This is a genomic window from Stenotrophomonas sp. YJH_SMC_133 (assembly GCF_059370655.1).
The window spans coordinates 1-26,993 of record NZ_JCAFTW010000007.1 but is presented as its reverse complement, the minus strand read 5'-3'; the positions used below and the strand labels follow the sequence as shown (position 1 = coordinate 26,993).

The 26,993-nt window shown below is 67.5% G+C and carries 23 protein-coding genes; 11 read left to right on the top strand and 12 right to left on the bottom strand.

Annotated elements, in window-relative coordinates; translation table 11 throughout:
* Positions 1-38 precede the first annotated feature (38 nt).
* From AC5P78_RS11270 to AC5P78_RS11260, 3 genes are read right to left on the bottom strand one after another with little or no spacing between them, the layout of a single operon-like run.
* Positions 39-428 (bottom strand): MAPEG family protein, encoded by a 390-nt coding sequence (locus AC5P78_RS11270; protein ID WP_076739145.1) that lies wholly within the window; start codon positions 426-428, stop codon positions 39-41.
* An 11-nt stretch (positions 429-439) separates the two neighbouring features.
* Positions 440-985 (bottom strand): DUF4019 domain-containing protein, encoded by a 546-nt coding sequence (locus AC5P78_RS11265; RefSeq protein ID WP_005408699.1) that lies wholly within the window; start codon positions 983-985, stop codon positions 440-442.
* 58 nt (positions 986-1,043) lie between these two features.
* Positions 1,044-2,207 (bottom strand): COG3904 family protein, encoded by a 1,164-nt coding sequence (locus AC5P78_RS11260; RefSeq protein WP_005408698.1) that lies wholly within the window; start codon positions 2,205-2,207, stop codon positions 1,044-1,046.
* A gap of 503 nt (positions 2,208-2,710) precedes the next feature.
* On the opposite strand from AC5P78_RS11260, the gene AC5P78_RS11255 reads away from it, so the two are divergent.
* The 3 genes from AC5P78_RS11255 (at position 2,711) to AC5P78_RS11245 (ending at position 6,350) form a co-directional block, all read left to right on the top strand.
* Positions 2,711-4,189, top strand: a complete 1,479-nt coding sequence (locus tag AC5P78_RS11255; protein ID WP_049395330.1) for a DNA-3-methyladenine glycosylase 2 — start codon at positions 2,711-2,713, stop codon at positions 4,187-4,189.
* On the top strand, positions 4,186-4,677 hold the full coding sequence (locus tag AC5P78_RS11250) for a methylated-DNA--[protein]-cysteine S-methyltransferase (RefSeq protein ID WP_005408696.1): 492 nt from the start codon (positions 4,186-4,188) through the stop codon (positions 4,675-4,677). Before AC5P78_RS11255 ends, AC5P78_RS11250 begins: the two co-directional genes overlap by 4 nt.
* A 422-nt stretch (positions 4,678-5,099) precedes the next feature.
* The gene (locus AC5P78_RS11245) at positions 5,100-6,350 is read left to right on the top strand and encodes an alkaline phosphatase family protein (RefSeq protein WP_099481208.1); all 1,251 of its coding nucleotides are present in this window, start codon (positions 5,100-5,102) and stop codon (positions 6,348-6,350) included.
* Positions 6,351-6,450: 100 nt separating this feature from the next.
* Here AC5P78_RS11245 and AC5P78_RS11240 read toward each other — a convergent pair whose 3' ends face one another.
* Positions 6,451-6,630, bottom strand: a complete 180-nt coding sequence (locus AC5P78_RS11240; RefSeq protein WP_004150462.1) for a 30S ribosomal protein THX — start codon at positions 6,628-6,630, stop codon at positions 6,451-6,453.
* A gap of 110 nt (positions 6,631-6,740) precedes the next feature.
* On the bottom strand, positions 6,741-7,154 hold the full coding sequence (locus AC5P78_RS11235) for a MerC domain-containing protein (protein ID WP_060380373.1): 414 nt from the start codon (positions 7,152-7,154) through the stop codon (positions 6,741-6,743).
* Positions 7,155-7,289: 135 nt separating this feature from the next.
* Between AC5P78_RS11235 and AC5P78_RS11230 the strand changes: the two genes are divergently transcribed.
* From AC5P78_RS11230 to AC5P78_RS11215, 4 genes are all read left to right on the top strand, one after another.
* Positions 7,290-9,497, top strand: coding sequence for a TonB-dependent receptor (locus AC5P78_RS11230; protein ID WP_099497555.1), 2,208 nt, complete (start codon positions 7,290-7,292; stop codon positions 9,495-9,497).
* Positions 9,498-9,697: 200 nt separating this feature from the next.
* Entirely contained in the window at positions 9,698-10,264 is a 567-nt protein-coding gene (locus AC5P78_RS11225) for a TetR/AcrR family transcriptional regulator (protein WP_005408692.1), read from the top strand.
* A complete protein-coding gene (locus AC5P78_RS11220; protein ID WP_049407113.1) occupies positions 10,264-11,937 on the top strand; it encodes an MFS transporter in 1,674 nt (557 codons plus the stop codon). The genes AC5P78_RS11225 and AC5P78_RS11220 overlap by 1 nt, the downstream gene beginning before the upstream one ends.
* A gap of 10 nt (positions 11,938-11,947) precedes the next feature.
* Positions 11,948-13,102, top strand: a complete 1,155-nt coding sequence (locus AC5P78_RS11215) for an HlyD family secretion protein (protein ID WP_049397507.1) — start codon at positions 11,948-11,950, stop codon at positions 13,100-13,102.
* A 60-nt stretch (positions 13,103-13,162) separates the two neighbouring features.
* On the opposite strand, the gene AC5P78_RS11210 is transcribed toward AC5P78_RS11215, so the two are convergent.
* The 7 genes from AC5P78_RS11210 to creB all read right to left on the bottom strand — a co-directional run bounded on the left by AC5P78_RS11210 (position 13,163) and on the right by creB (position 20,998).
* Complete coding sequence (locus AC5P78_RS11210; RefSeq protein ID WP_004150412.1) at positions 13,163-13,654, bottom strand: Fur family transcriptional regulator; 492 nt, start codon at positions 13,652-13,654, stop codon at positions 13,163-13,165.
* Positions 13,655-13,688: 34 nt separating this feature from the next.
* Positions 13,689-15,092 carry a glutamate--tRNA ligase gene (gene gltX, locus AC5P78_RS11205; protein ID WP_099479451.1) on the bottom strand — a complete coding sequence of 468 codons (1,404 nt, stop codon included), beginning with the start codon at positions 15,090-15,092 and terminating at the stop codon, positions 13,689-13,691.
* A gap of 153 nt (positions 15,093-15,245) precedes the next feature.
* Complete coding sequence (locus AC5P78_RS11200) at positions 15,246-16,817, bottom strand: M20/M25/M40 family metallo-hydrolase (protein WP_414498635.1); 1,572 nt, start codon at positions 16,815-16,817, stop codon at positions 15,246-15,248.
* A 169-nt stretch (positions 16,818-16,986) separates the two neighbouring features.
* Entirely contained in the window at positions 16,987-17,397 is a 411-nt protein-coding gene (locus AC5P78_RS11195) for a hypothetical protein (protein WP_111173828.1), read from the bottom strand.
* Positions 17,398-17,407: 10 nt separating this feature from the next.
* On the bottom strand, positions 17,408-18,727 hold the full coding sequence (gene creD / locus AC5P78_RS11190; protein WP_227415600.1) for a cell envelope integrity protein CreD: 1,320 nt from the start codon (positions 18,725-18,727) through the stop codon (positions 17,408-17,410).
* A gap of 81 nt (positions 18,728-18,808) precedes the next feature.
* Positions 18,809-20,269: a two-component system sensor histidine kinase CreC gene (creC, locus tag AC5P78_RS11185; protein ID WP_227415599.1), complete on the bottom strand. Its 1,461-nt coding sequence runs from the start codon at positions 20,267-20,269 to the stop codon at positions 18,809-18,811.
* A gap of 3 nt (positions 20,270-20,272) precedes the next feature.
* The gene (gene creB, locus AC5P78_RS11180) at positions 20,273-20,998 is read right to left on the bottom strand and encodes a two-component system response regulator CreB (RefSeq protein ID WP_114618496.1); all 726 of its coding nucleotides are present in this window, start codon (positions 20,996-20,998) and stop codon (positions 20,273-20,275) included.
* 35 nt (positions 20,999-21,033) lie between these two features.
* Here creB and AC5P78_RS11175 point away from each other — a divergent pair, with 35 nt between their 5' ends.
* The 4 genes from AC5P78_RS11175 (at position 21,034) to AC5P78_RS11160 (ending at position 26,808) form a co-directional block, all read left to right on the top strand.
* Positions 21,034-21,891 carry a 23S rRNA (adenine(2030)-N(6))-methyltransferase RlmJ gene (locus AC5P78_RS11175; protein WP_109814381.1) on the top strand — a complete coding sequence of 286 codons (858 nt, stop codon included), beginning with the start codon at positions 21,034-21,036 and terminating at the stop codon, positions 21,889-21,891.
* A 95-nt stretch (positions 21,892-21,986) separates the two neighbouring features.
* Positions 21,987-22,532 (top strand): GNAT family N-acetyltransferase, encoded by a 546-nt coding sequence (locus AC5P78_RS11170; protein ID WP_004150340.1) that lies wholly within the window; start codon positions 21,987-21,989, stop codon positions 22,530-22,532.
* 149 nt (positions 22,533-22,681) lie between these two features.
* Positions 22,682-26,146, top strand: a complete 3,465-nt coding sequence (mfd, locus tag AC5P78_RS11165; protein ID WP_005412695.1) for a transcription-repair coupling factor — start codon at positions 22,682-22,684, stop codon at positions 26,144-26,146.
* A 44-nt stretch (positions 26,147-26,190) separates the two neighbouring features.
* Positions 26,191-26,808 carry an HD-GYP domain-containing protein gene (locus tag AC5P78_RS11160; protein WP_005412694.1) on the top strand — a complete coding sequence of 206 codons (618 nt, stop codon included), beginning with the start codon at positions 26,191-26,193 and terminating at the stop codon, positions 26,806-26,808.
* Positions 26,809-26,993: the final 185 nt, after the last annotated feature.

Sequence of the window (26,993 nt, the reverse complement as noted above, 5' to 3'; positions counted from 1 at the left end):
CCGCGCACCTGAGCGGCCTTGATCTGGATCAGGCCGACTTACAGAAGTGCGAACACCAGCGCCAGGATCGACAGCAGCGACACCAGCCACACCAGGCTGCGCACGTAGGGCACGCCTGCGGCGTACAGGGGCAGATAGACCACACGCGCCCAGAAGTAGGCCTGCGCCGCCAGTGCAGTGGTGTCGTTGCCGCGATCGGCCACGACCACCGCGATGGCGGCGGCGGCGAAGAACGGGAACGTCTCCAGGAAATTGGCCTGCGCACGCTGCAGGCGCCCGGCCAGCGCGCTGACCGGCTTTGCGTCGCCATCGCGTGCCGAGGCATTCCACTTCATCCCGCGCTCGCGGGTGACCACGGTGGAGGTGGCGAAGATGTAAACGAAGCCGAGCAGGACCGACCAGGCCAGCATCGTCAATTCAGTTGCCATCATTCATCTCCTCAGGGTGCCGACGCACGCAGGCTGTAACCGGCCAGGCGCCACACCTGGTCCTCGTCGAAACGGAACGAGACCAGCTCGCGCACCGGCTGCGCGCTGTTGGCGAAACGGGTCGGGAAACTGACGTTGATGTACAGCCCTTCCGGCACTGCGGCACCTGCGCTGTACTTGACCCGGGTGATGGTGGGCTGGCCACGCCCGGCCAGCGCACCCAGGCGCGTGCGCTCGGTGGTCAGCTGGCTGACGAATGCGGCCTTCGGTACTGCACGGCGCGCGACGGCGGAGGCGCCATCCCACAGTTCGCCGGCGCGGTTGGCATCGACCAGCTGCGCGGCTTTCAGTGCAGCAGCGCCCATCTCGGCATCCTGTTTCTGCACCTGGGCCTGCTGTGCAGCAGTCAACGCCGGGGCACCGGCGGTGGCTGGCTTCGCAGCCGCTGGCGAGGCCGGGGCCGGGCGTGCCGGAGCCGGTGCAGGCGTGGCCGGCGCAGGTGCCTGCGCCAATGCGGTCAGGGGCAGCAGGGACAGCAGCAGGAGCACGCGCTTCATGGACACCGCCGGTTTTCTGGAGAGAACCGCAGTCTACGCCAGCGCGGTGACTATGCCGTCAGCGTGCCGGGGCGTTGCCCTCCACCGCTGCCGCATCAGCCTGCGCGGCGGGCGCGGCGGTGTTCACTGGCGCCTGTTCGGCCACCGGCGGCGGCTCCGACGGTGCCGGTGGCAGCGTTGCCACATCGATCTCCGACAGTGGGCTTTCTTCCGGGCACACCGCATCCGGGAAACCGAAGCGCTGCTTCAGTGCCTGGCCGCAGCTGTTGATCGATTCCATGTCGGCGCCTTCGCGCTTGCACTGCTGGTCGAAGGCAATCAGGAACGCGTCCTTGCGTTGCACGAAGTCGTCACCACAGGCCCGCATCTGCTTGATCCGTTCCAGATCGTCCTGCACCGCGTTGGTGCCGTCCAGGCCGTACTGGCGCAGCTCATCCTGCGTAAGCAGGCGCAGGCTGCGGTTGGGCACGGTCATCATCAGGTCGGCCACACCCACCGCCACGCCGTTGCGCTGCAGGTAGTCCTTCACGTTGTCGTAGACCTCGTGCAGCTCGCGATTGAGTTCCGCGCGCGAGGTGGCCTTGGAGCTGATCCGCATCATGCGATGGATGCCGACCTTGCCCGACAGCAGGCGGTTGTCACCGGCGGCCAGCACGAACACGCAGGCACTGTGGCAGATCGAGCCCTCGCGCACCCAGATCGTCCAGCCCGATTCACCGATGCTGTCGCCGGCGACGATCGCCGATTCCACCTGGCCGCCGCTGGAATCCAGGTCGAGGATGCGCTTGTGGATCTTCTGCTCGTCAGCGACCACGGCCAGTCGCCACATCATCTCGGCGAAGCCCGGATTGATCTTGCCGGCGTAACGCACACGCATCAGGCCGCGCTCGGCGCACGGCGCCAGTGCCTGGGTGATCTGTTCGCGCTGCAGGCCCTCCAGCTCGACGCCATCGCCCGCCTCACCGGCGTACTCGGTACTGCAGCTGACCCAGGCGCGGCCATTCTCCAACTGCGCCTGCGGCCACGGCCGATCCGCCCGGCTGCGCGGCGGCGCCGGCGGTGGTGGTGCATCGGCGGCATTGATCGACACCATGTTCTCACCATCGCTGGCCGGCGCCCGCGCGGCCTTGTCGGCGGCGGTGACATTGCCCGGATTCTCCAGCTGGCTGCAGCCCGCCAGGGCCAGGCACAACAGGGGCAACCAGCGGAGTTTGGCGGACATCGGGCAACCGGTCTTCACGTGAGCAAGAGCCACAGTCTACCCGTCCGGGGCACGCATTCAGCGCGCGGCACTGAACCCCTTCTGACCCTTGGGAAAAGCGTGTCGACCAAGGTCGACACCTACCAACAGCCGCGCAGAACGCCGTCCCGACAGGTCGCAGGAACCTGTCGAAGGCGGGGTGGGTCCGGTTGCAGGGGCGTGAGCGCCATGGATGGCGCGATCGAGCTTACATGGGTGAGGGCGCTTTGCTTGCGAAGCACTGCTTCGCAAGCGCCCGAACGCACAGCCGCCAGCGGCTGGGCCGGGCCCCGGAAGGGTACTTGCAGCGTCCCCTGCAACCGGACCCACCCCGCCCTGCCGCAGGAAACCAGCTTCTGCTGTTGCCGTTGCCGGCCAGCGGCCGGCACTACCACGGGGGCAGGGCGCAGCCCGGCCTGACGCCCTTCAGCATCCATGTCCGAATGTGGCGAGTATCGCCGTCGCCAGAGGCCTAGACTGGCGCCATGGACACCGCCCTCGCCCTCGACACCGCCGCCTGCGACCGCGCCCGCCTGGCCCGTGACGCACGCTTCGACGGCGTTTTCTTCACCGCCGTGCGCAGCACCGGCATCTATTGCCGCCCCGTCTGCCCGGCGCCGCCGCCGAAGCCACGCAACATCACCTACTACCCGACCGCCGCTGCAGCCGCCGCCGCCGGCTACCGGCCGTGCCTGCGCTGCCGCCCCGAACTGGCACCGCAGGCCCAGCAGGCACTGGCCGGGCAGACCGTGCAGCGCGCCCTCGCCATCATCCACGGCGGCTTCCTGCAGGAGCAGCCCGTTGCAGACCTCGCGCAGAAGATCGGCCTCAGCGCGCGCCAGCTGCAGCGCCTGTTCGTCGAACATCTGGGCGCAACACCCGGACAGATCCATGCCACCCACCGCCTGCTGCTGGCCAAGCAACTGCTGACCGAAACCACGCTGCCGGTGACCGATGTTGCGCTGGCCGCCGGCTACAACAGTCTGCGCCGCTTCAATACCGCCTTCCTGCAGGGCTGCGGCATGGCACCGACGGCGCTGCGTCGCCAGCACCAGCCGCTGGCCGCCGATGACGGCGGTCTGGTACTGCGGCTCGTGTACCGCCCACCGTTGGACTTCCCGCGAATGCTGGCCTTCCTGCGCAAGCGCAGCCTGCCTGGAATCGAACTGATCGGCGAAGACAGCTACCAGCGCGTGCTCGGCACACCCGAGCGCCCCACCCTGCTGCGCGTCACCGCCGACCCGAAGCGCCCGGAACTGCGTCTGCAGCTGGGTGCGGTCGACCCGCGCCTGATCCCCGACATCGTGCGCCGTGTGCGTCGTGTGTTCGATCTGGACGCCGACCTGCAACAGGTCCATGCCGCCCTGGGCGAGGAACCGCTGCTGGCACGCGGCATCGCCGAACGCCCGGGGCTGCGCGTTCCGGGCGGCTGGGATGGCTTCGAGGTCGGCGTACGCGCCGTGCTCGGCCAGCAGGTCAGCGTCGCCGCCGCCACCACCTTTGCGCGGCGTCTGGTGGATGCGTATGGGGCGCATCTGCCGGGCATGCCGTCCGAGTTCGATCGCCAGTTCCCAGCGCCCGAGGTGCTGGCCGAGGCGCCGCTGGAATCGATCGGCCTGCCGCGCAGCCGCGCCGCCACGGTGCGTGCGCTGGCCGCTGCATGTGCCAGCGGCCAGCTCGACTTCGGACCCGGGCAGGCCCTGGAAGACTTTGTTGCGCGCTGCGTGGCATTGCCCGGCATCGGCCCGTGGACCGCGCAGTACATCGCCCTGCGCGGGCTCGGCCAGCCCGATGCCTTCCCCGCCGGCGACCTGGTGCTGCAGCAGGTGCTCGGCCACGCACAGGGCCAGCGCCTGAGCGAACGTGCAACTGAAGCGCGCTCGCAACCGTGGCGCCCGTGGCGCGCCTACGCCGTGCTGCACCTGTGGCACCTGTCCGGCACGTTCGTTGGAGAACCGACATGACCCTGTTGTTTGATCGCTTCGACAGCCCCATCGGCGTGCTGACCATCGCCGGTGATGAGCGTGGCCTGTCACATGTGCTGTTCCCGGAAAACCGCCATCCGGCACGCGGACGCGACGACTGGCACTACGCACCGGATGCCCTGCCGGAAGCACGCGAACAGCTGCTGCAGTTCCTGCACGGCGAGCGCAACAGCTTCGACCTTGTGCTGGCGCCACGTGGCACGCCGTTCCAGCTGCGCGTATGGCAGGCGCTGGCACTGATTCCGTTCGGCCAGACCTGGAGTTACCTGCAGCTGGCGCAGCACCTCGGCCAGCCCAGTGCGACCCGCGCGGTCGGCGCGGCCAACGGGCGCAATCCGCTGCCGATCATCCTGCCCTGCCATCGCGTGATCGGCAGCAACGGCGCATTGACCGGTTTCGGCGGCGGGCTGGAAACCAAAGCGGCACTGCTGCGGCTGGAACAACGCCAGGCCCCGCTGTTCGCCTGAGAGGGCTGGCCGGGCTGCGCCCGGCACCCGCAGAGGCTAGAGCAACAGCAACAGCGGGCTTCCTGCGGGGAGGCAGGGTGGGTCCAGTTGCAGGGGACGCTGCAAGTACGTCCCTGTAAGCTCGGTCGCGCCATCCATGGCGCTCACGCCCCTGCAACCGGACCCACCCAGCCTTCGACAGGTTCCGGCGATCTGTCCGGACGTCATTGTGCGCAACTGTTGGTAGGTGTCGACCTTGGTCGACACGGTAGATCCACGCCATGCGTGGATGGAATCATCAGGGACATGTCTGGAGAAAAGCCCCCCCTTCCTTTTGAATGGGGCGCGCCGACAGGCGCGGGGATAAGGAAAAATGCGCGGACACGGCGCGCGATAGCGCGCCGTGTCTTGGGCGCGTCATTGCGCGGGCTTATCATGCGTGGATGACTTCCGTACGCCTGACCTGCGCGCTGGCGCTGCTGCTGCCATTGGCGGCCTGCACCACCGCGCCCGCCCCTTCCGCCTCCGTTCCCGGTTCCGCCGCTGCGGCTTCGCCTCCGAAGCTGCTGCTGATCTCCATCGACGGCCTGCGCGCCGATGCGCTGGACCGTGGGCTCACTCCGAACCTGCAGCGACTGATCGACGGCGGCGTGCGTGCACGCTGGATGACGCCGTCCTATCCGTCACTGACCTTCCCCAACCACTACACCATCGTCACCGGCCTGCGTCCGGACCACCACGGCATCGTCAACAACAGCATGGACGATGCAACCCTGGGCCGTTTCGAACTGAGCAACCGCGACGCAGTCACCACCAGCGGCTGGTGGGGTGGCGAACCGATCTGGGTCAGTGCCGAGAACGCTGGCGTACGTTCGGCCACCACGGCGTGGCCGGGCAGTGAGTCTGAAATCCGCGGCGTGCGCCCCAGCAAGTGGCGCGTATACGACGGCAAGGAACCGCTGGAGCAGCGGGCCGGCATCGTGCTCGACTGGCTGGCACAGACCGATGCTGATGCACCGCGCCTCACCACGCTGTACATGGAACACGTGGACAAGGCCGGCCACAACTACGGCCCCGGGTCGAAGCAGTACGCCGACGCCATCGTGCGCGCCGACCAGATCGTCGGCCAGGTGCTCGACGGGCTGCAGCAGCGCGATCTGGCCAAGACCACCAACGTGATCGTCGTCTCCGACCACGGCATGGCCAGCGTCGCCGACGGCAACGTGATCGCCACCGAGTCGATGGCCGACCCGGCCATTGCACGCAATATCAGCCAAGGCCAGTCAGTGGGTTTTGCGCCGGTCGCCGGCCGCGAAGCGGAAGCCGAACGCGCCCTGCTCGGACGCCACGCGCACTACGAATGCTGGAAGAAGGAGAACCTGCCGGCACGCTGGCACTACGGCACGCATCCGCGGGTTCCGGCCATCGTCTGTGTCATGGATGAAGGCTGGGATGCCCTGCACCAGGAGAAGATCGCCAAGCGTGCGAAGCAGGATCGAGGTTCGCATGGCTACGACAACGCACTGCCTTCCATGCGCGCAGTGTTCGTGGCCGGCGGTCCGTCGTTCCGCCAGGGCCTGGTGATCGATAGCTTCGACAACGTCGATGTCTATCCGCTGCTGGCCCACCTGCTGCAGGTACCGGCCGCGCCGAACGATGGCAATCCGGAAACGCTGAAGAAGACACTGCGCTGATGCGGTTGTAGAGCCGAACCCACGCTCGGCTCACCGGACAGGCATAAAAAAACGCGGCGCCAGGCGCCGCGTTTTTCATTGAACCGGTCGCTCGACCGGATCAGGCCTTGGCGACGGCCTTCTTCGCCACAGCCTTCTTCGCCGGAGCCTTGGCCACGGTCTTCTTGGCAACCGGAGCGGCGGCGCCTACGGCGACCTTGCTGGCGGTGTGCGAACGGGCGTTGCCATAGCTGGCGTTGTAGCGCTTGCCCTTGGCGGTCTTGCGGTCACCCTTACCCATGTCTTCAACTCCTCAAATGTGAAATCTGGTTACCCCGTACTGACACGGGTTCGGCGGGGCCGCCTTGCTGGGCGCCCCCGCGCACGATCGAAAATCCTATCACGGAGCGCCTAGTGCGCGCAGCTGGCGTCGTGCACGTGACCGTGGTTGAGGCGCAGGTTGACCAGATGGGCCACACCCACCAGCAGGCCACCGATGGTCATCACCACCGCGTGCGGCACCGCATTGTGGTGCAGCGGGTCATACAGCACGCCGGCCCACAATGCGACCAGGCCGGGAACCAGGAAGCCCAGCGCACGCAGCGCACCGTGCCGGCGGTAGCCCCAGACCAGGCTGAACAACCCCAGCAGGGTCACGAACACCACCAGCGCCTGTTCCACGCCGTCGCTCAGCCAGAACGACAGACCCAATGAAGGCGCTGCGGCCAGCAGCACCGGGATCACCGCGCAGTGCACCGCGCACAGCATCGAACCAGTGGCGCCGAAACGGTCGAGCAGGTGGCGCAGGCGTGAGGACAGGGACATGACTTCCAGCAGGGTCGGCGAATCGTTATGGAATAATATAACATCCCTCTCCGACCCGCACGGTTTCCCTCCCCCTGTCCCATCGACTGGATTCGTGCGCCCCGCGATTGATACATTGTAACAAAGGACCCGTCCATGCCCGCCCACACCCCTCGGCTCAAGCCGCATTCCCTGGCCCTGGCGCTCGCCGCCCTGCTGCCGTCCGTCGCCTTTGCAGCCGGCCAGGACACCGCCCATCGTGACCGCCACCTGACCGAGCTGTCGTCGGTGCAGGTCACCGCGTCGCCATTGCAGGGTGATGCCGAATCCCTGGCGCGCCCGGTGGAGGTGCTGGCCGGTGAACGCCTGGACGAGCAGAAGGCCGGCACCCTCGGCGATACCGTGGCCAAGCTGCCCGGCGTGCAGAGCACCTTCTTCGGCCCCGGCGTCGGCCGCCCGATCATCCGTGGCCAGGAAGGCCCGCGCGTGGCCGTGCTGTCCAACGGCATGGGCAACATGGATGCGTCCACGGTCAGCGCCGACCACGCCACCAGCATCGAACCGTTCCTGGCCGATCAGATCGAAGTACTGAAGGGCCCGGCCACGCTGCTGTTCGGCAGCGGCGCCATTGGTGGTGCGGTCAATGTGGTCGACGGGCGCATCGCGCGCGAGCTGCCTGAGCGGCCGCTCAGCGGTCGTGCCGAACTGCGCGGCAATTCGGTGAACAACGAGCGCAGCGGCATGTTCCGCCTCGATGGCGTCAGCGGCAACGTCGTGCTCCATGTGGATGGCCTGGTCCGCAATGGCGACGACTACCGCATTCCCGGCTACGCGGTGATCGACAGCCTGGAAGACCACCACGACGACCACGATCATGATCATGCGGGCGAGGAAGGCGAAGAGCCGCGCCGCGGCCGCCTCGACAACAGCTCGATCCGCACCCGCGCCGGTGGCGTCGGCGCAACGTGGCTGGGCGACGGCGGCTACTTCGGCGTATCGGCCAGTACCTACCGCACCAACTACGGCATTCCCAATGGCGCGCACGTGCACGCCGATGGTGACGATCATGGCCATGACCACGGTCACGACCATGGCGACGAAGAGGAAGGCGGCGACGAGCACGACGTGCGCATCGACATGGTGCAGAACCGCTTCGAGACCAAGGCCGGCATCTACAACCCGGTCTCGTTCCTGAAGAACATCAACGCACGCGTGGCCTACACCGACTACGAACACGTGGAGCTGGAAGCCGGTACGCCGTCGACCCGCTTCACCAACCGCGGCATCGAAGCGCGCCTGGAAGCGGTGCAGCAGCAGATCGGCGGCTGGGACGGCGCCTTCGGCCTGCAGTTCGGCAACAGTGATTTCGGTGCCAAGGGCGAAGAGGCGTTCGTTCCGGATACCGGCACCAAGAACATCGGCCTGTTCGTGCTGCAGGAAAAGCAGTTCGGCCCGTTCAAGCTGGAACTGGGCGGCCGCCACGATCAGGTCAAGCTGGACCCGAGCGGTGACTACCGCCGCCGCACGTTCGGCGCCACCAACCTGTCTGCCGCTGGCATCTGGAAGCTCAACGATGCCGTTGACCTGCGCATCGGCGTGGACAGCTCCGAGCGAGCACCGACCAACGAAGAGCTGTATGCCGCCGGCGCGCACATCGCCACCCGTTCGCTGGAAATCGGCGACGCCAACCTGAAGACCGAGCGCGGCCAGCGCGTGGAACTGGGTATCCACACCCACAGCGAGCACCTGGACTTCTCCGCGTCGGTCTACCAGACCAGGTTCAAGGACTTCATCTACCTGGCCGACACCGGCATCACCGAGGGCCTGCCGGTGCGCACCTGGACGCAGCAGGATGCGGTGTTCCGCGGTGCCGAGGCCGAAGCGCTGGTGCACCTGTTCGAGGGCGGCGCCGGTGACTGGGATCTGCGCCTGTTCGGCGACTACGTGAAGGCCAAGCTGGATGGCAGCGGCAGCCGCAACCTGGTCATCGCCGTGCCGCATGGCGACCACAACCACAACTACACGGTGGAACTGGCCAACACTGGCTATCTGCCGCGTATCGCACCGGCCCGCGTCGGCGCCGACCTGCGCTGGTCGAAGGACGGCTGGCGCGCTTCGGTCGGTGCGGTCCGCTACAGCCGCCAGAAGGACGTCGCCCAGAACGAAGCCCCGAGCGACGGCTACACCCTGGTCGACGCGCACCTGGCCTACCGCTGGGATCGCAACGCCAGCAACAGCTACGAGGTGTTCCTGGATGGCAGCAACCTGACCAACCGCGAAGTGCGCCCGCATACCTCGCTGCTGCGCGACTACTCGCCGCTGCCAGGCCGTGGTGTCGCATTCGGCATCCGCGCGTTCTTCTGATCGCGCACGGGGGGGTCGGAGTCCTTTTCGAAGGAAAGGGCTCTGACCCCCACGCCATTCCGCGGGGGCCTTCGGGCCCCCGTTTTCATTTCGACCCACTCCATCACGCATCCGTCACAAAGATGTGCGTACCACAACAAGCGGACAATCCCGTCACCCAATGTCTCGCCAATCGGACACTTTTGTCCGAAAATAATTCCATGACTGCCCAACGTGCCGATGCTGCTGCCCGCCGTGCCCTCATCCTCGATGCCGCCGATCATGTGTTCGGCCAACATGGTGTCACCGCCCCGCTGGACCTGGTGGTCGAACGCGCCCAGGTAGGCCGCGCCACCCTGTACCGCAATTTCCCCGACCGCACCGCGCTGATCCAGGCGCTGCTGCAGCGCACGGTCGACCGCATCCGGCGCCAGGTCGAGCAGCTCGGTGACCGCGACGACGCCCTGTTCGAGGTGTTCGAGGGCATGGCCCAGCGCATCATTGATTCGCCGGCATTGGCCGATTACTGGCGTGCGGTCGATTCGGACGTGCCGTCCATGCGCGCCGCGCGCGAGACCGTGCGCGACCTGCTGGAGGAACCGATCGCGCGCGCCAAGGCCGCCGGGCTGTGCCGTGCCGACCTGGAAAAGACGGATATTTCACTGATCTCGGGCATGCTGGGTGCGGCCCTGCGCGGCAAGACCCGCGACGAGCGCGCCCAGTTGGCCGGGCGCGCCCTGCAGCTGCTGCGCGGGGGTCTCCAGGGAGCAACCAGCGAGGCTCGCTGATGGTCCAGCCGTATCTGAAGCCGGTTCCGGATTGGGAGGAGCACGAAAAGCCGACCATGCCCGGTTCGGCATCGATGCCCTGGCACCCGCCGTATCGGCGCGCGGCCTATGCGCTGGTATCACTGCTGGTGGCGATCACCGGCGGCCTCGGCAATGCGCTGGTTACCGCCAACCTGCCGTTCCTGCAAGGCCAGCTGGCACTGACCCCGACCCAGGGCAGCTGGCTGGTGGCGGCCTATGCCATGGTGAATGTCACCGCCAACCTGTTGGCCTTCAAGTTCCGCCAGCAGTACGGCATCCGCCTGTTCGCCGAGATCGGGCTGGGCCTGTACGCAGCGCTGGCGGTACTGCACCTGTTCGTCGGCAGCTTCGAGACCACGATGCTGACCCGCGCCGCCAGCGGCTTCGCGGGTGCGGCCTGTTCGACACTGGGCACGCTATACATGCTGCAGGCGCTGCCGCGCCGCTTTACCGGCAACCTGCTGGTGGTCGGCGTCGGCCTCTCGCAGCTGGCGGTGCCGATCGCCTGGATCGTTTCACCAGGCCTGGTCGATACCGGCCAATGGCATCAGCTCTACTCATTCGAAGCCGGGCTGGCACTGTGCGCGTTCGCGGCAGTGGTGGTGCTGAAGCTGCCGCCCGGCATCCAGGTGAAGGCCTTCGAACCGCTGGACTTCCTCACCTTTGCCCTGCTCGCACCGGCCGTCGCGCTGCTGGTGATCGTGCTGGCGCAGGGCTACACCCGCTGGTGGCTCAACACGCCGTGGCTGGGCTGGGCCCTAGTCGCCTCGATCGTGCTGTCCACCACCGCCTTCGTCATCGAGCACTACCGGCGCAATCCGCTGCTGCAGACACGCTGGCTGGCCAGCCTGCCCGTACTGCATTTCATCGTCGGCGCCTTCCTGATCCGCTTCCTGACCACCGAGCAGTCCTACGGCGTGGTCAACCTGATGCGCACGCTCGGCATGGGCCCTGATCAGTTGCGGCCGCTGTTCGTGGTGATTCTTGCCGGCGTGATCACCGGTATCGCCGGCACTGCACTGACCTTCGGGCCCAAACGGCTGATCCCGCAGCTGCTGATGGCGATCCTGCTGCTGGGCGCCGCCGCGTTCTTCGACCAGCACCGCACCAGCATGGATCGGCCGCACGACTTCTACGCCAGCCAGTTCCTGGCCTCGGTCGGTGCCGGCATGTTCATGGGCCCGTTGATCATGCTCGGCATTTCCGCCGCGCTGAAACAGGGCGTGGACCACATGATCACCTTCCTGGTGACGCTGTCGATCACGCAGACGCTGGGCGGCCTGGCCGGCTCGGCCGTGCTGGGGACCTTCCAGCTGCATCGCGAGCAGCTGTATTCCAGCGCGCTGACCAGCCAGCTCGACCCGGCCGACCCGGTGGTGGCACAGCGCCTGCGCATCCAACAGCAGCTGTACGTCGCCCAGATCACCGATCCGGTGCTGCGCAGCGCGCAGGGCAGCGCGCAGTTGGCGCAGACGACGCGCCGCGAAGCCAACGTACGCGGCTTCAATGATGTGTTCACGCTGAGCGGTTGGTTGGCCATCGGCTTCCTGTGCTGGTTGCTGCTGCTGTCGCTGCGCACCGCCGTGCTCAAGCAATGGCGCAAGCGCCACCCCACTTCCCCCGCTGTGGCCACGCCGGCCGCGCCCCGCTGAGTTCTCGACCATGCCTCCCGTCCCGCCCCGACCCGACGACGCCGACAACGTAACCCCACCGCCGCCGACCGACGCGGCGCCTGCCCCTACGCCGGTAGAACCCGCTGTCGCGCCGAAGTACCTCAAGCCCAGCGCGCGCAGCGTGGTGGTGATGGTGGTGGTGGCCCTGCTGGGCATTGCGCTGATCCTGCGCGCCTGGCACCTGTGGCCGTTCACCAGCAGCGTGATGGTGACCGACAACGCGTATGTACGCGGACAGATCACGGTGATGGCGCCACAGGTCAACGGCTATGTAACCGAGGTGCTGGTGAAGGACTTCCAGCACGTGAAGGAAGGCGAGCCGCTGCTGCGCATCGATGACCGCATCTATGCGCAGCGGGTCGCCCAGGCGCAGGCGACGCTGGACAGCGCACGCGCGGCCCTGGCCAACTCGGACCAGTCGCAGGCGCAGAACCGTGCGCAGATTGCCTCCGCCCGCGCCACGTTGTCGGCCGGGCAGGCGGAGCTGCAACGCTCACGCAACGAGACCAAGCGCTACGAGGAACTGGCTGCGCAGCAGCTGGTGTCGATCAACGATCGCGACAAGTTCCGCACCGCGCAGGCCTCGGCGCAGGCCAGCGTGCAGCAGTCGCAGGCGCAGATCCGCATCGCCGAGGAGACCCTGGTATCGACCCAGGTAGCGCGCAAGAGCCTGGAGGCCCAGGTGGAGAGCGCGCAGGCGCAGCTGGAACTGGCGCGCATCGATCTGGCCAACACGGTGATCCACGCGCCGCGCGACGGCCAGATCAGCGAAGCCAGCGTACGCGTGGGCCAGTACGTCGCCGCCGGTTCGCAGCTGCTGTTCCTGGTACCCGACACGCTGTGGGTGGTGGCCAACTACAAGGAAGGCCAGACCTGGGGGATGGCGATCGGCCAGCCGGCCACGTTCTCGGTGGACGCGTTCCAGGGGCAGGTGCTGCGGGGCCGCGTGCAGGAGATCGCGCCCGCCACCGGGTCGGAATTCAGCGTGCTGCGCCCGGACAATGCCAGCGGCAACTTCACCAAGGTGGTGCAGCGGCTACCGGTGCGGATATCGATCAACAGGGATCAGAAGCTGGCAAAGCAGCTGCGCCCCGGCATGTCGGTGATCGTGCGGGTGGATACCCGCTCCAAGCCGATGGACTAGGACGCAGGCCCTGTCGCACCGCTTCCAAAATGCCGGCCAGCGGCCGGCACTACCGTTGCGTTAGCCGGCGCAGCGCGCGCAGAGGCCATGCACTTCCAGGGTCTGCGCCTGCGGCTGGAAACCCAGCTCCTTGGCACGCTTCTCCAGCTGGGTGACGATCTCGCGGTCTTCCAGCTCCACCGCGCTGTGGCAGCTGTTGCAGATCAGGAACGGCACCGAGTGCGCGGCGCTGCTGGGATGGTGGCAGGCCACGAAGGCATTCACCGATTCCAGCTTGTGCACGAAGCCATTGGCCATCAGGAAATCGAGGGCGCGGTACACGGTGGGCGGGGCATCAGCACCCACGCCCTTGCCGTTGCGCACCCACTCCAGCAGCTCGTACGCCTTGACCGGCTTGCCGGCCTCGGCGATCAGCTTCAGTACGTTGGCGCGGATCGGGGTCAGGCGCAGCCCGCGTTCGCGCGAGACGCGCTCGACCACCGCCACGAAGTCCGATGCGTCGTGGACGTGGTGGTGCGGGGCGGTACAGGCAGTGGCGGTCTTGGCGGGCATGCGTGTTCTCCGGTTCGGGCCTGGCAAGGATGCCTCAGGCCGTTGCTACCTTGGTGATGGCCACATCAATGCGTTTCAAGGCCTGCTCGCGGCCGGCCAGGTAAACGGTATGGGAAATGTCAGGGCTGACCTGGGTGCCGGTGATGGCCACGCGCAGCGGCTGGGCAACCTTGCCCATGCCGATTTCCAGCGCTGCGGCCGCGTCGTGCAGGGCGACGCCCACCGACTCGGCGGTCCATTCCGGCAGGGCGGCCAGCAGCTCGCGGGCCTTGCCCAGCGCCACCTCGGCACCGGCCTTGAAGTGCTTGGCCACCGCCGCTTCGTCGTACTCGGTCAGCGGCTGGTACCAGACCACGGCCTTCTCGGCCATTTCCTTCAGGGTCTGCACGCGTTCACGCAGGGCGATCACCACGTCCTCCGGGGCCGGGCCAGCGGCCACGTCCAGGCCCAGCTTCTGCAGCTGGTAGACCAGGTGCGGCACGATCGCGGACACGTCCTCGGTCTTCAGGAAGTGCTGGTTGACCCAGCCCAGCTTGGCCATGTCCAGGCGCGAGGCCTTGGAATTGCAGTCCTTCACGTCGAACAGGTCGATCAGTTCCTGGCGGCTGAACAGCTCCTGGTCACCGTGCGACCAGCCCAGGCGGGCCAGGTAGCTCAGCAGCGCGTCCGGCAGGTAGCCGGCGTCCTTGTACTGCATCACGTCGGCCGCGCCGGTGCGCTTGGACAGCTTGGCGCCCTGCTCGTCCAGGATCATCGGCATGTGGCCGAACTTCGGCACCGGGGCCCCGATGCCTTCGTACAGGTTGATCTGGCGCGGGGTGTTGTTGATGTGGTCGTCGCCGCGGATGACCTCGGTGATGCCCATGTCCCAGTCGTCCACCACCACCGCGAAGTTGTAGGTGGGGTAGCCGTCCGGGCGGAAGATGACCATGTCATCCAGCTCGCTGTTGGCGATCTCGATACGGCCCTTGATCAGGTCGTCGAACACCACCGTGCCTTCCAGCGGGTTCTTGAAGCGGATGACGCGGTTCGGATCATCCCTGCGCGGCAGGCCCAGGTCACGCGCGGCACCGTTGTAGCGCGGCTTCTCCTGCCTGGCCATGGCGGCCTCGCGCATCGCGTCAAGCTCTTCGCGGGTCTCGTATGCGTAATACGCCTTGCCGTCGGCCACCAGCTGTTCGGCCACTTCCAGGTAACGGGCGACGCGGTCGGTCTGGTAGATCGGGCCTTCGTCATAGTCCAGGCCCAGCCACTCCATCGCCTCCAGGATCGCGTCGATCGCGCCCTGGGTGCTGCGTTCACGGTCGGTGTCCTCGATGCGCAGCACGAACTCGCCGCCACGGTGGCGGGCCTCCAGCCAGCAGTACAGCGCAGTGCGGGCACCACCGATGTGCAGGTAGCCGGTGGGACTGGGGGCGAAGCGGGTGCGGCAGGTCATGGACGGCTCGAGGAACGGGAATCCCCCGATTTTACCAGCCCTCCGCCCCCGACGGAAAAAGGGGACGGAGGGGATTAAGTCGCGATTGCCCAGCCTGGGGCGCTGCAACCGGGAAACGGAGGGGAGAAACGACTTAATCCCCTCCGTCCCCTTTTACGGTTCCACCTTGCGCGGGAACGGCTGCTCGCGCATCGCGGCGTTGTAGGCGAACGAGGCGACGATGGCTGCGGCCTGCTTGAGGTCCTCCGGTTCGGCGTGGTCCCAGGTGTCCAGGTGGCTGTGGTGGACATTGGTGAAGTAGTCCAGCCGGTCCTGGATGAACTGGAAGCCCGGCAGGCCGATGCGGTCGAAGCTGATGTGGTCGGTGCTGCCGGTGTTGCGGGTGGCCACGGTGGTGGCGCCCACGTCATGGAACGGCGCCAGCCAGGCTTCGAAGATCGGCATCGCCGCCAGGTTTTCCTGCGCATAGATGCCGCGGAAGCGACCCGAGCCGTTGTCCATGTTGAAGTAGACCTGGAACTTGCCGTAATCGCGGGTCTTCTGCAGCGCGCCGGTGGGCTCGCGCAGCGAGGCCGGCAGCGCCTTCTGCGCCGGGTCGGTGGGTTCCGGGAAACGACCGAAGTGCTTGGCCACATAGGCCTGCGAGCCGATCAGGCCCTGTTCCTCACCGCTCCACAACGCCACGCGGATGGTGCGCCTGGGCTTGGCGCCGGTGGCCTTGAGGATGCGCATCGCCTCCATCATCACCGCCACGCCAGCCGCGTTGTCGGCCGCACCGGTACCGCTGTGCCAGGAATCCAGGTGCGCGCCGATCATCACCACTTCATCGGGCTTGCTGCTGCCACGGATCTCGGCCAGCGTGTTGTAACCGGGCTGGTCGGCCTCATCGGTGAAGCGTGCTGCCACATCCACGCGCAGGCGTACCGGCTGCTTGGCATCCAGCGCGCGCACCAGCGGATTGAAGTGCTCGGCGATCATCGCCAGTTCCGGGATGCCCACCGATTCGCCGGCCTTGCGCGAACCGCCGCCGGCGACGCGGATGATGCCGTTGTCCCAGCTGCTGATGCTGATCGCGGCCAGCGCGCCCTCTTCGACGAAGAAGGCGTTGACCTTGGCGGCCAGCTCCTGGCGTTCCTTGTATTCCTTCACCCGCTTGGCCCGCTCGGCGGCGACGTCCTTGGGCAGGGTGAATTCCTGCAGGCCCTCCAGCGAGGTGGCGTCATGCCGGTGCGAGTCCGGCTCGGTGCCGCGCTTGTACTCGCGCGCCTCGTCCAGCAGCAGGATCTTGCCGCGCAGCTTGCCGCGGTACTTCTCGATGTCTTCGGGCTTCTTGATCTCGACCTGGACCAGCTCGCCTTCAACCGGCCCCTTGGTGCCCGGCGTCCAGGCCTTGGGCAGTGCATGCAGCGGCTGCACGCGGTCGCCCAGCATCTCCACGCTCGCCGAAGTGAACTCCCAGCCGCGCCCGAAGTCGTCGAAGGCCTCGTCGTGGACGTTGTCCAGCTTCCATTCGTTGAACTTGCCGCGGGTCCAGGCGTTGGCGCGACCCATGGCCGGCGAGTTGGTCAGGCGCGGCCCGATGCGCTCGGTGAGATAGCTGAAGGTGTCCATCACCTGCGAACGGTGGAAGGCCTCCTGGCGGATGCGGCTGACCATGTCCAGGTCCACCGTCTCGCGCTGCTGCGCTCCAGCGTTGCCACCCATCGCCAGCGCTGCGGCCAGCATGCCCCACTTCAACACATCGCACCCCTGCCCTTCGGCTCGATCATCAACTCGTCGAGTCTAGCCATCAGGGGCGCGGGGATACCGTCCCATCGGTCATGGGCGGGAGCGTGCGAACCAAGGTTCGCACCCACAACAGTAGATCCACGCCATGCGTGGATGAACAGCCCAATCACCCGCTCCATCCCAACCACAACTGTGCCCGTTCCGGCAGCAGCAGCAACCAGTGCCGCCGGTCGATGCTGCTGCAGCCGTACACCGCCGCGTGTGCGGGCCAGTCATCCAGAAGGCCACCGATACCGATCTCGGCCAGCGCCTCCGCCCCGGCCTTCCATGGCCGGTAGCGCGGCACCCGGCCAGCCACCGCGCCGCGTCCCTGCCGCGCGCCCTGCAGCCAGCGCAATCCCTGCGCCTGCAAACCTTCGCAGGTCACCGCCGCCAGCTGGAAGCGGACCAGGCCGGGGGCGATCCGCGCCCCCGGCAGGGCCGCCAGCACGCCATGTGCCTGCAGCAGTGCATCCACTTCCAACAGGGCCGGAATGCCCTGCCGTGCCCGTTGCCGCAATCCCTGGCGCCAGCCCATGGCCTGCTCCTTACTTCAGTTCCGCGCCGAGCGCGTACCAGTCGACCCGGCGGGTCACCCACATCGCCAGCGCCAGGATCACGAACAGCAGCAGCGAACCCATCAGCAGCGCGTTGTTCTCCGACACCAGCAGGCCATACAGCGCGCCATACAGCACGGTCAGCAGCGCCGCGAAGCCGAGGCCGCGCTTCCAGTGGCCCAGCACATTGGCCAGGTACACCGCCTGCAGGCCGATACAGGCCACCGCCGAGACCAGATAGGCCTTCCAGAACGCGATGTGCTCGGACAGGCTGATCAGCAGCAGGAAGAAGATCGCCAGCGCCAGGCCCACCATCAGGTACTGCAACGGGTGGATACGCAGCGACTTGATCAGCTCGAACAGGATGAAGCCGACGAAGGTGAGCAGCACGAACAGCACGCCGTATTTCGAGGCACGGTCGGCCTGGGTGTAGGTATCGACCGGATCGACCAGCGACACCGTCACCGCCTGCGATTCGACCGCACCATCATTGCGCAGCTGGCGCTGGGCATCGGAGGCCAGCGAGGACACCGCCCAGCGTGCATCGAAGCCCTGTGCATCAACGCGTCGCTCATTGGGCAGGAACGCCCCGCTGAACGACGGGTGCGGCCAGCTCGAACGCAGCGCGATATGCGTATCGTCGCCCACCGGCACCACCGACAGCATGCGGCTGCCGTCCAGGCGCAGTTCCAGCTCCACGGTGCTGGCGGCCAGCGTGCCGCCGTGGTCTTCGGCAAACCCGATCACCGGTGCATGCAGACCGCGGCCGACTTCGCTGGCAGCGCCCACGCCGGGCAGCAGCCGCAGCTGCTTGCCATCCACGCGCAGATTCGGCGTACCGACCAGGCCACGCACATCGGAAATGCCCACGGCTACATACGGCTGGCCGTAACTGCGGCCGGCCTTCACCGGATAGTCGTCTTCGGCGAACGTCGCCTTCATCTGGCCGTTCCAGCTGTAGACCGGCACCTTGAACAGCCCGACCTCACGCTGGCTCGGCAGCATCTCACCGCCCACCTCCAGCGACGCCGGCATCTGCAACCAGTGCCCCTCGGTGACCTGCACCTCGGTCTTCTTGACGCCCAGCGGATCGACCAGTTCAACCTGCTTGCGCTCCACCCACGGCACCACCCGCACCGGCCCGACCAGCTGCTGCGCACCGGCGCGGCTGTCGGCCACCCGCGAGAAGGCCTCATCGCGGTACGCACTGCGTTCGTTGATGACCCCGCGGATCATCGTCAGCGGGATCAGCAGCAGCAGGATCAGCCCGCCGACAATGGCGAACCGCAGCAGCATCTTCAGGGATTTCATGGTCCATCCTCGTTGGAGAGGACTGCAGGATGGACCGCTGCAGTGAGCAGGGTTTGTGGCGAATTTGAAGCGAGTGTGAAGTCAGCGGCGCGGGCGCTGGCCCGGTGTACCCAGCGGCAACCACAGGCTGGCTACGGTACCGCCGCCGTCGCGTGCATCGACATTGGCGCGCCCATCGTGCAGGCGCGCGACCTCCCGCACGAACGGCAGGCCCAGGCCGGAACTGCGCCGCCCGCTGCCGGGGCGCGCCAGCGAATAGAAGCGTTCGAACACCCGCTCACGCGCGTAGTCGGGAATGCCGGCGCCACGGTCGGCCACCTGCAGGCGCACGCCCTGCCCGTCCACCTCGGCCTGCAGCGCGATCTCCGCGCCCGCCGGCGAGAAGGCAATCGCGTTGTCGATCAGGTTGTGCAGTGCCTGTCGCAGCAGGTAGCCGTCGCCCTGCACCTGCAGGTCGGGCACGCTGCCGATGCGGACCTGCACGCCCGCCGCTTGTGCGCGCACCTGCGCGGCAGCGGCCGCATCGGCCAGCAATGCCGGCAGCGCGATCCGGTCGCGGGTCTGCAGCCAGCCGTGCTGTTCCACTTCAGCCAGTGCCAGCAGCTTGTCGATGGTCTCGGTCAGCCGCTCCTGCTGGTCGACAATGCTACGCGCGAAATGCACGCGATCGGCTTCGGGCAGCGGCTCCTGCAGCAGCTCGGCGGCACCGCGGATGGCCGCCAGCGGGCTCTTCATCTCATGCGTCAGCGACTGCACGTACTGCTCGACGTAGGCCTTGCCTTCCAGCTTGCGGCGCATTGTTTCCAGCGCCTGGCCGAGATCGCCGATCTCGTCGCGGCGGCGGCGCGGCGGCGGCACCGGTTCGCCGGCGCTGACCGCACGCGCATAGCGGCTGAGCTGGCCCAGGCCGGTGGTCAGCCACATCGTTACCAGCACACCGACCAGCGCCGACAAGCCGATCAGCCAGGCCCCGCGCTCGATGATGGCGCGCTGGCTGGCGGCGATGAACGGATCGATGCTGCGGTTGGGCTGGGCCAGGCTGAGCACGCCGATCAGGGTGCGGCCATCGGCCGGGTCGTATACCGGCGCCGCCACATGCATCACCGTATCGCCTTCCTCGCCCGGAATCTCGGGGCTGGAACGGGCGCCGTACTCGCCACGCAGGGTGCGGTAGACATCATTCCAGCGCGAGTTGTCGCGCCCCAGATCGCGGCCCAGCGAGTCGTAGATGACGATGCCCTTGGCATCGGTGATGGTCACCCGGTAATCCAGCGAGCGCTTCGGGAAGCGCCAGACCATCGCCTTCAGGTCACGCTGGCGTGCCTTGGCGAGGTTGCGGGTGAAGCTGCCGCTGCGGATGGTGCCGGCCTTGACGTCGGCGGCGGCCATTTCGGCCAGCACGTTGGCCGCATCGACCAAGGTCGATTCCATCGCCTGGCGCACACCGGGCTTCACTTCGTTGACGAACACGCGCATCACGAAGAACGCCGCGATGCCGGTGATCAGGAAGAAGCCCAGGAACAGCTTCAGTACCAGGCGCATCGGCTAGACCTCCAGCGCGTAGCCAAGGCCACGGTGGGTACGGATCGGGTCTTCGCTGGCACCGGCCGCGCGCAGCTTGGCGCGCAGCGTCTTTACATGCGTATCAACGGTGCGGTCGGCGCTGTCGGCGCTGCTGTCCCAGCCACGGTCCATCAGCTGGGCACGGCTGAGGATGGCGCCCGGGCGCTGCAGCAGCGCTTCCAGCAGCGCGTACTCGTAGCGGGTCAGGTCCAGTGCCTGGCCACGGAAGCGGATGCGCCGGCCTTCGCGGTCGATGGCAAAGGCGCCATGTTCCTGCCAGCCGGCATCGGCGCCGGGTGCTGCCACGACCGGTGCCGCGCGGCGCAGGCGCGCACGCACCCGTGCCACCAGCTCGCGCGGCGAGAACGGCTTGGTCATGTAGTCGTCGGCGCCCAGCTCCAGGCCGAGCACCCGGTCCACTTCGTCGTTGCGGGCGGTCAGGAAGATCACCGGCAGCTGCGCCGACGGCCCGGACTGCGCGCGCAGTCGCCTGCAGACCTCGAAGCCGCCCAGGTCGGGCAGGCCCACGTCCAGCACCACCACGTCGATATCCCCGGCCTGCAGCCGTTGCAGGGCCTCGCCGCCCAGCAGGCAGTGGCTGGCGGCATAGCCCTCGCTGCGCAGCGCATAGAGCACGGTTTCGGCGATGGCGGCTTCGTCCTCGACCACCAGGACATGGGCAACAGGAGCTGTCATGGCGCGCAGCATAGCCGCTGCGGCCGCCGCCCCGTACACTGCCGCCCATGAACTATCGCCACGCCTTCCATGCCGGCAACCACGCCGACGTGCTCAAACACATCGTGCAGTTGGCCCTGATCGACAGCTTCAAGCGCAAGGACAGCCCGTTCTTCGTGCTCGACACCCACGGCGGTGCCGGCCGCTACCTGCTGGCCAGCGAAGAGAGCCGCAAGACCCTGGAGGCCGAATCCGGGATCATGCGGCTGATGGCCCAGCCCAAGCTGCCGGAGGTGGTCGAGCGCTACCTGAAGGCGGTACAGGCCGACAACCCGGTGGGCGCCCTGACCAATTATCCGGGCTCGCCGCTGCTGAGCGCGCAGGCCATGCGCCCCCAGGACCGCATGGCGGTCTGTGAGCTGCAGGAAGCCGAAACGGCCACGCTGAAGGCCCTGTTCGCCCATGACAGCCGCGTCGACGTTCGGGCGGGCGATGGCTATGCCCTGCTGCGTTCGCTGCTGCCGCCGAAGTTCAACGGCAGCAAGATCGGCCGCGGCCTGGTGCTGATCGACCCGCCCTACGAAGCCCAGGATGCCGAGTACCAGGCGGTGCTGGCCGCCCTGGCCGAGACCCTGGCACGCTGGCCGCAGGCCACCTGCGCGGTCTGGTTCCCGATCAAGCAGCGCCGCACCATCCTGCATTTCCTGCGCAAGGCCACCGCCCTGCCGGTGAAATCGGCGATGACGATCGAGTTCCTGGTGCGCCCGGACGACTCGCCGCTGCGCCTCAACGGCAGTGGCATGTTGCTGCTCAACCCGCCCTGGCAGTTCGACCGGGTGGTCGGCCCGGCCCTGCCGGCGCTGCGCCAGCACCTGGGCGAACCGGGTGCCAGCACCCGCCTGGATTGGCTCAAAGCCCCCGAATAACGGCCTTCACGAGGCTGTACCGCCGTGAGCCTTTCGTTCACGGAATGCAGCCCCGGTGATGCCACAATCGATGGACCACCAAGGAATCACCCGGTATGGCCACTCGCAACCGCATGCCGCCCTGGCATGAGATCTTCAAGGCTCCCAGCGGCCACGAGCTGCTGATCCGCCCCATCCGCCCGGAAGATGGCGCACCGCTGCAAGCGGCGTTCAGCCTGTTCGGACCGGAAGAAATTCGTGATCGTTTCCTGCAGGCGGTGACCGAGCTGTCGCCGGAAACCACCCAGCGCCTGACCCACCCGAATCCCAAGACCGAGATCACCCTGGTCGCTGCCGAATCCCTGCCTGCTGGCGAAGCAGTGGTCGGTGCGGTCGCCCGGGCCTCGATCATCCCCGGTACCCGTGAAGCCGAGTACGCGATCCTGATCAGCCGCTTCCTGATCGGCCAGGGCCTGGGCCGGCAGCTGATGCGCAAGCTGGTGAAGTGGGGCCGCGGCAAGTACCTGGACCGCCTGTACGGCGACGTTGCCGCCGAGAACGAGCCGATGAAGCAGCTGGCCGCCTCGCTGGGCTTCAAGCCGGTGCCGCACCCGACCGGTGCCGAAGGCCTGGTGCGGATGGTGCTGGAGCTGGACAACTGACGGATGCGCCGGGCCCTGCCCGGCCATGCCTCCCGGTAGTGCCGGCCGCTGGCCGGCATTGTGTTCCCCCAACGGCACGTGAGGCCGTCGGCAAACGGCCGGCACGACCCACCGGGCTTCGATCGGGCTTCTGCTAAAATCCGGGGTCCATGTCGCGTACCTCATACCCCGCCCCGCCGCTGCCGCGCGCCGGCCAGCTCCGCGCCTGGTGGCGCGCCCCCGCCTCGCCGACCGCCCTGGCCTGGTACCTGGCCCAGGCCGCGCGTGCGCATGACGCCCCGCTGCTGGTGATCGCCCGTGACAACCACGGTGCCAACCAGCTCGAAGCCGACCTGCAGACCCTGCTTGGCGGTGACCCGGCCCTGCCGGTGGTCGCCTTCCCGGACTGGGAAACCCTGCCGTACGACCGCTTCAGCCCGCATCCGGACATCATCTCGCAGCGCTTGTCCGCCCTGCACCGCCTGCCGGCGCTGAAGCGCGGCCTGGTGATCGTGCCGGTGCAGACCCTGCTGCAGCAGCTGGCCCCGCGCAGCTATGTGATCGGTGGCAGCTTTGACCTGAAAGTCGGCCAGCGCCTGGACCTGGAAGCCGAGAAGCGTCGCCTGGAAAGCGCCGGCTACCGCAACGTGCCGCAGGTGATGGACCCAGGTGACTTCGCGGTGCGCGGCGGCCTGCTCGACGTGTTCCCGATGGGCGCCGACGAGCCGCTGCGGGTAGAACTACTGGACGAGGACATCGACTCGATCCGTGCCTTCGATCCGGAAAGCCAGCGTTCGCTGGACAAGGTCGAGGCGGTGCACATGCTGCCCGGCCGCGAAGTGCCGATGGACGAGGCCAGCATCGCACGCGTGCTGGCCACGCTGCGCGAGCGTTTCGATGTGGATACCCGGCGCAGTTCGCTGTACCAGGATCTGAAGTCCGGGCTGGCCCCGGCCGGCGTCGAGTACTACCTGCCGCTGTTCTTCGAACGCACCGCAACCCTGTTCGACTACCTGCCCGACGGCAGCCTGCCGGTGGTCTGTACCGGTGCGTATGAAGCGTCCGTCGCGTTCTGGGCGCAGACCGCGGACCGCTATGAGCAGCGCCGCCATGATGTGGAGCGCCCGCTGCTGCCGCCTTCGGCGTTGTACCTGTCGCCGGAGCTGCTGCGCGAGCGCCTGAACGATGCCCCGCGCATCGAGGTGTGGTCGGCTGACCACGCGCGCATCGCCGATGCCCACGCGCTGGGTGACCAGCCGCTGCCGCCGCTGCCGGTGGCCGCGCGCGAGGCCCCCGCTGGCGACGCGCTGAAATCCTTCCTCGGCCACTATCCGGGCCGGGTACTGATCGCCGCCGATTCGCCCGGGCGTCGCGAGGCCCTGCTGGAAGTGCTGCAGGCCGCCGAGCTGAAGCCGCCGGTGGTGGCCGACCTGCCCAGCTTCCTCGCCGACGATGCGCGCTTCGCGATCGCGGTGGCACCGCTGGAAGATGGCTTCGCACTGGACGATCCGCGCATCGCGGTGCTGACCGAGCGCCAGCTGTTCCCCGAGCGCGCCGGCAGCACCCGCCGCACGCGCCGTGCCGGCCGCGAGCCGGAAGCGATCATCCGCGACCTCGGCGAACTGACCGAGGGTGCACCGATCGTGCACGAGGACCATGGCGTCGGCCGCTACCGTGGCCTGATCGCGATGGACGTCGGCGGCATGCCCGGCGAGTTCCTCGAAATCGAATACGCCAAGGGCGACCGCCTGTATGTGCCGGTCGCCCAGCTGCACCTGATCAGCCGCTACTCCGGCGCTTCAGCGGAAACCGCGCCGCTGCATTCGCTCGGTGGCGAGCAGTGGAGCAAGGCCAAGCGCAAGGCCGCCGAAAAGGTTCGCGACGTCGCTGCCGAACTGCTGGAGATCCAGGCCCGTCGCCAGGCGCGTGCCGGCCTGGCACTGCAGGTGGACCGTGCGATGTACGAGCCGTTCGCAGCCGGATTCCCGTTCGAGGAAACCCCCGATCAGCTGGCCGCCATCGACGCCACCCTGCGCGACCTCGCCAGCAGCCAGCCGATGGACCGTGTGGTCTGCGGCGACGTCGGCTTCGGCAAGACCGAGGTGGCGGTGCGTGCGGCATTCGCCGCCGCCAGTGCCGGCAAGCAGGTGGCCGTGCTGGTGCCGACCACGCTGCTGGCCGAACAGCATTACCGCAACTTCCGCGACCGCTTCGCCGATTACCCGCTGAAGGTCGAGGTGCTGTCGCGCTTCAAGAGCACCAAGGAGATCAAGGCCGAGCTGGAAAAGGTCGCCGCCGGCACCATCGACGTCATCGTCGGCACCCATCGCCTGCTGCAGCCCGACGTGAAGTTCAAGGACCTGGGCATGGTCATCGTCGACGAAGAGCAGCGTTTCGGCGTGCGCCAGAAGGAAGCCCTGAAGGCGCTGCGCGCCAACGTGCACCTGCTGACCCTGACCGCCACGCCGATCCCGCGCACCTTGAACATGGCCATGGCCGGCCTGCGTGACCTGTCGATCATCGCCACGCCGCCGCCGAACCGGCTGGCGGTGCAGACCTTCATCACCCAGTGGGACAACGCGCTGCTGCGCGAAGCCTTCCAGCGCGAGCTGGCACGTGGCGGCCAGCTGTACTTCCTGCACAACGACGTGGAAAGCATCGGCCGCATGCAGCGCGAGCTGTCCGAGCTGGTGCCGGAAGCGCGCATCGGCATCGCCCACGGGCAGATGCCCGAGCGCGAGCTGGAAAAGGTGATGCTGGACTTCCAGAAGCAGCGCTTCAACGTGCTGCTGTCGACCACGATCATCGAATCGGGCATCGACATCCCCAACGCCAACACCATCATCATCAACCGCGCCGACCGCTTCGGCCTGGCCCAGCTGCACCAGCTGCGTGGCCGCGTGGGCCGTTCGCACCACCGTGCCTACGCCTACCTGATCACCCCCGACCGCCGCGCGATCACCCCCGACGCTGAGAAGCGCCTGGAAGCGATCGCCTCGATGGACGAGTTGGGCGCCGGCTTCACCCTGGCCACGCACGATCTGGAGATCCGCGGTGCCGGCGAACTGCTCGGCGAGGACCAGAGCGGGCAGATGGCCGAGGTCGGCTTCAGCCTGTACACCGAGCTTCTGGAGCGCGCGGTACGCAGCATCAAGCAGGGCAAGCTGCCCGACCTGGATGCCGGCGAGGAAGTGCGTGGTGCCGAGGTCGAGCTGCATGTGCCGGCATTGATCCCGGAAGACTACCTGCCGGACGTGCATACCCGCCTGACCCTGTACAAGCGTATTTCCAGCGCGCGCGACAGCGATGCGCTGCGCGAACTGCAGGTGGAGATGATCGATCGCTTCGGCCTGCTGCCGGATGCGGCCAAGCACCTGTTCGCCATCGCCGAGCTGAAGCTGAAAGCCAACGCGCTGGGCATCCGCAAGCTGGACCTGGGTGAGAACGGTGGCCGCATCGTGTTTGAGTCCAAGCCGAACATCGATCCGATGGCGGTGATCCAGCTGATCCAGAAACAGCCAAACCTCTATGCCATGGAAGGGCCCGACAAGCTTCGCATCAAGCATCCGCTGCCGTTGCCGGAGGACCGCTTCAACGCGGCCCGCGCCCTTCTGACCACCCTCGCCCCGGGTTGATCGCCCCCGAACACCCCGCACCGGTCCCCACCCGGTGCGGGCGGATGACCATGTTTCCTGACGCCGTACCCGCCCCCGACCTGCTGCATGCACAGGCCTGCCTGATCGATGCCCTCTCGATGTCGCTGCAGATGCGCGACGCTTACACCCGCCACCATTGCGACCGCGTTGGCCTGCTCGCGCAGCGCCTGGCCACGCACTGCGATCTGGATGACGAGGCCAGTGCGCAGATCGGCCTGGCCGCACGCTTCCATGACATCGGCAAGATCGGCATTCCCGATGAGGTGCTGCTGGCCCCGCGCCGGCATACCGACGAGGAGCGCGCGATCATGCGCGAGCATCCGGTGCGCGGTGAACACATCTTCCTGGCCACTGGCCGCAGCGACGCGGCACCGGTTGCGCGGCTGATCCGCGCCCATCACGAGGCGTTCGATGGCAGTGGCTATCCCGATGGGCTGCGCGGCGAGAGCATTCCGTTGGGCTCACGCATCGTCACCGTTGCGGATGCCTATGACGCGATGACCAGCGTGCGTCCCTACCGTGCCGCGATGGAACACGAGACGGCACTGCGCATCATCGACGAGCAATCCGGTGGTCTGATCGACCCTTACGTTCTGCAACGCTTCCATCGCCTGCTGGCGCAGGAACCTGAGCTGGCCTGAGATCTCCCCGCACGTGAAACGACCCGGCGGTAGAGTCGACTGTTAGTCGACTGCTCCTCGGATCGAAAAAATCCCGCGCTGCGCGCGATAGTCGACCAACGGTCGACTCTACCAAGCGGACTCCGTCGAACCGGTTGGTCGACTCCCGGCACGTCAAACGACCCGCCGGTAGAGTCGACTGTTAG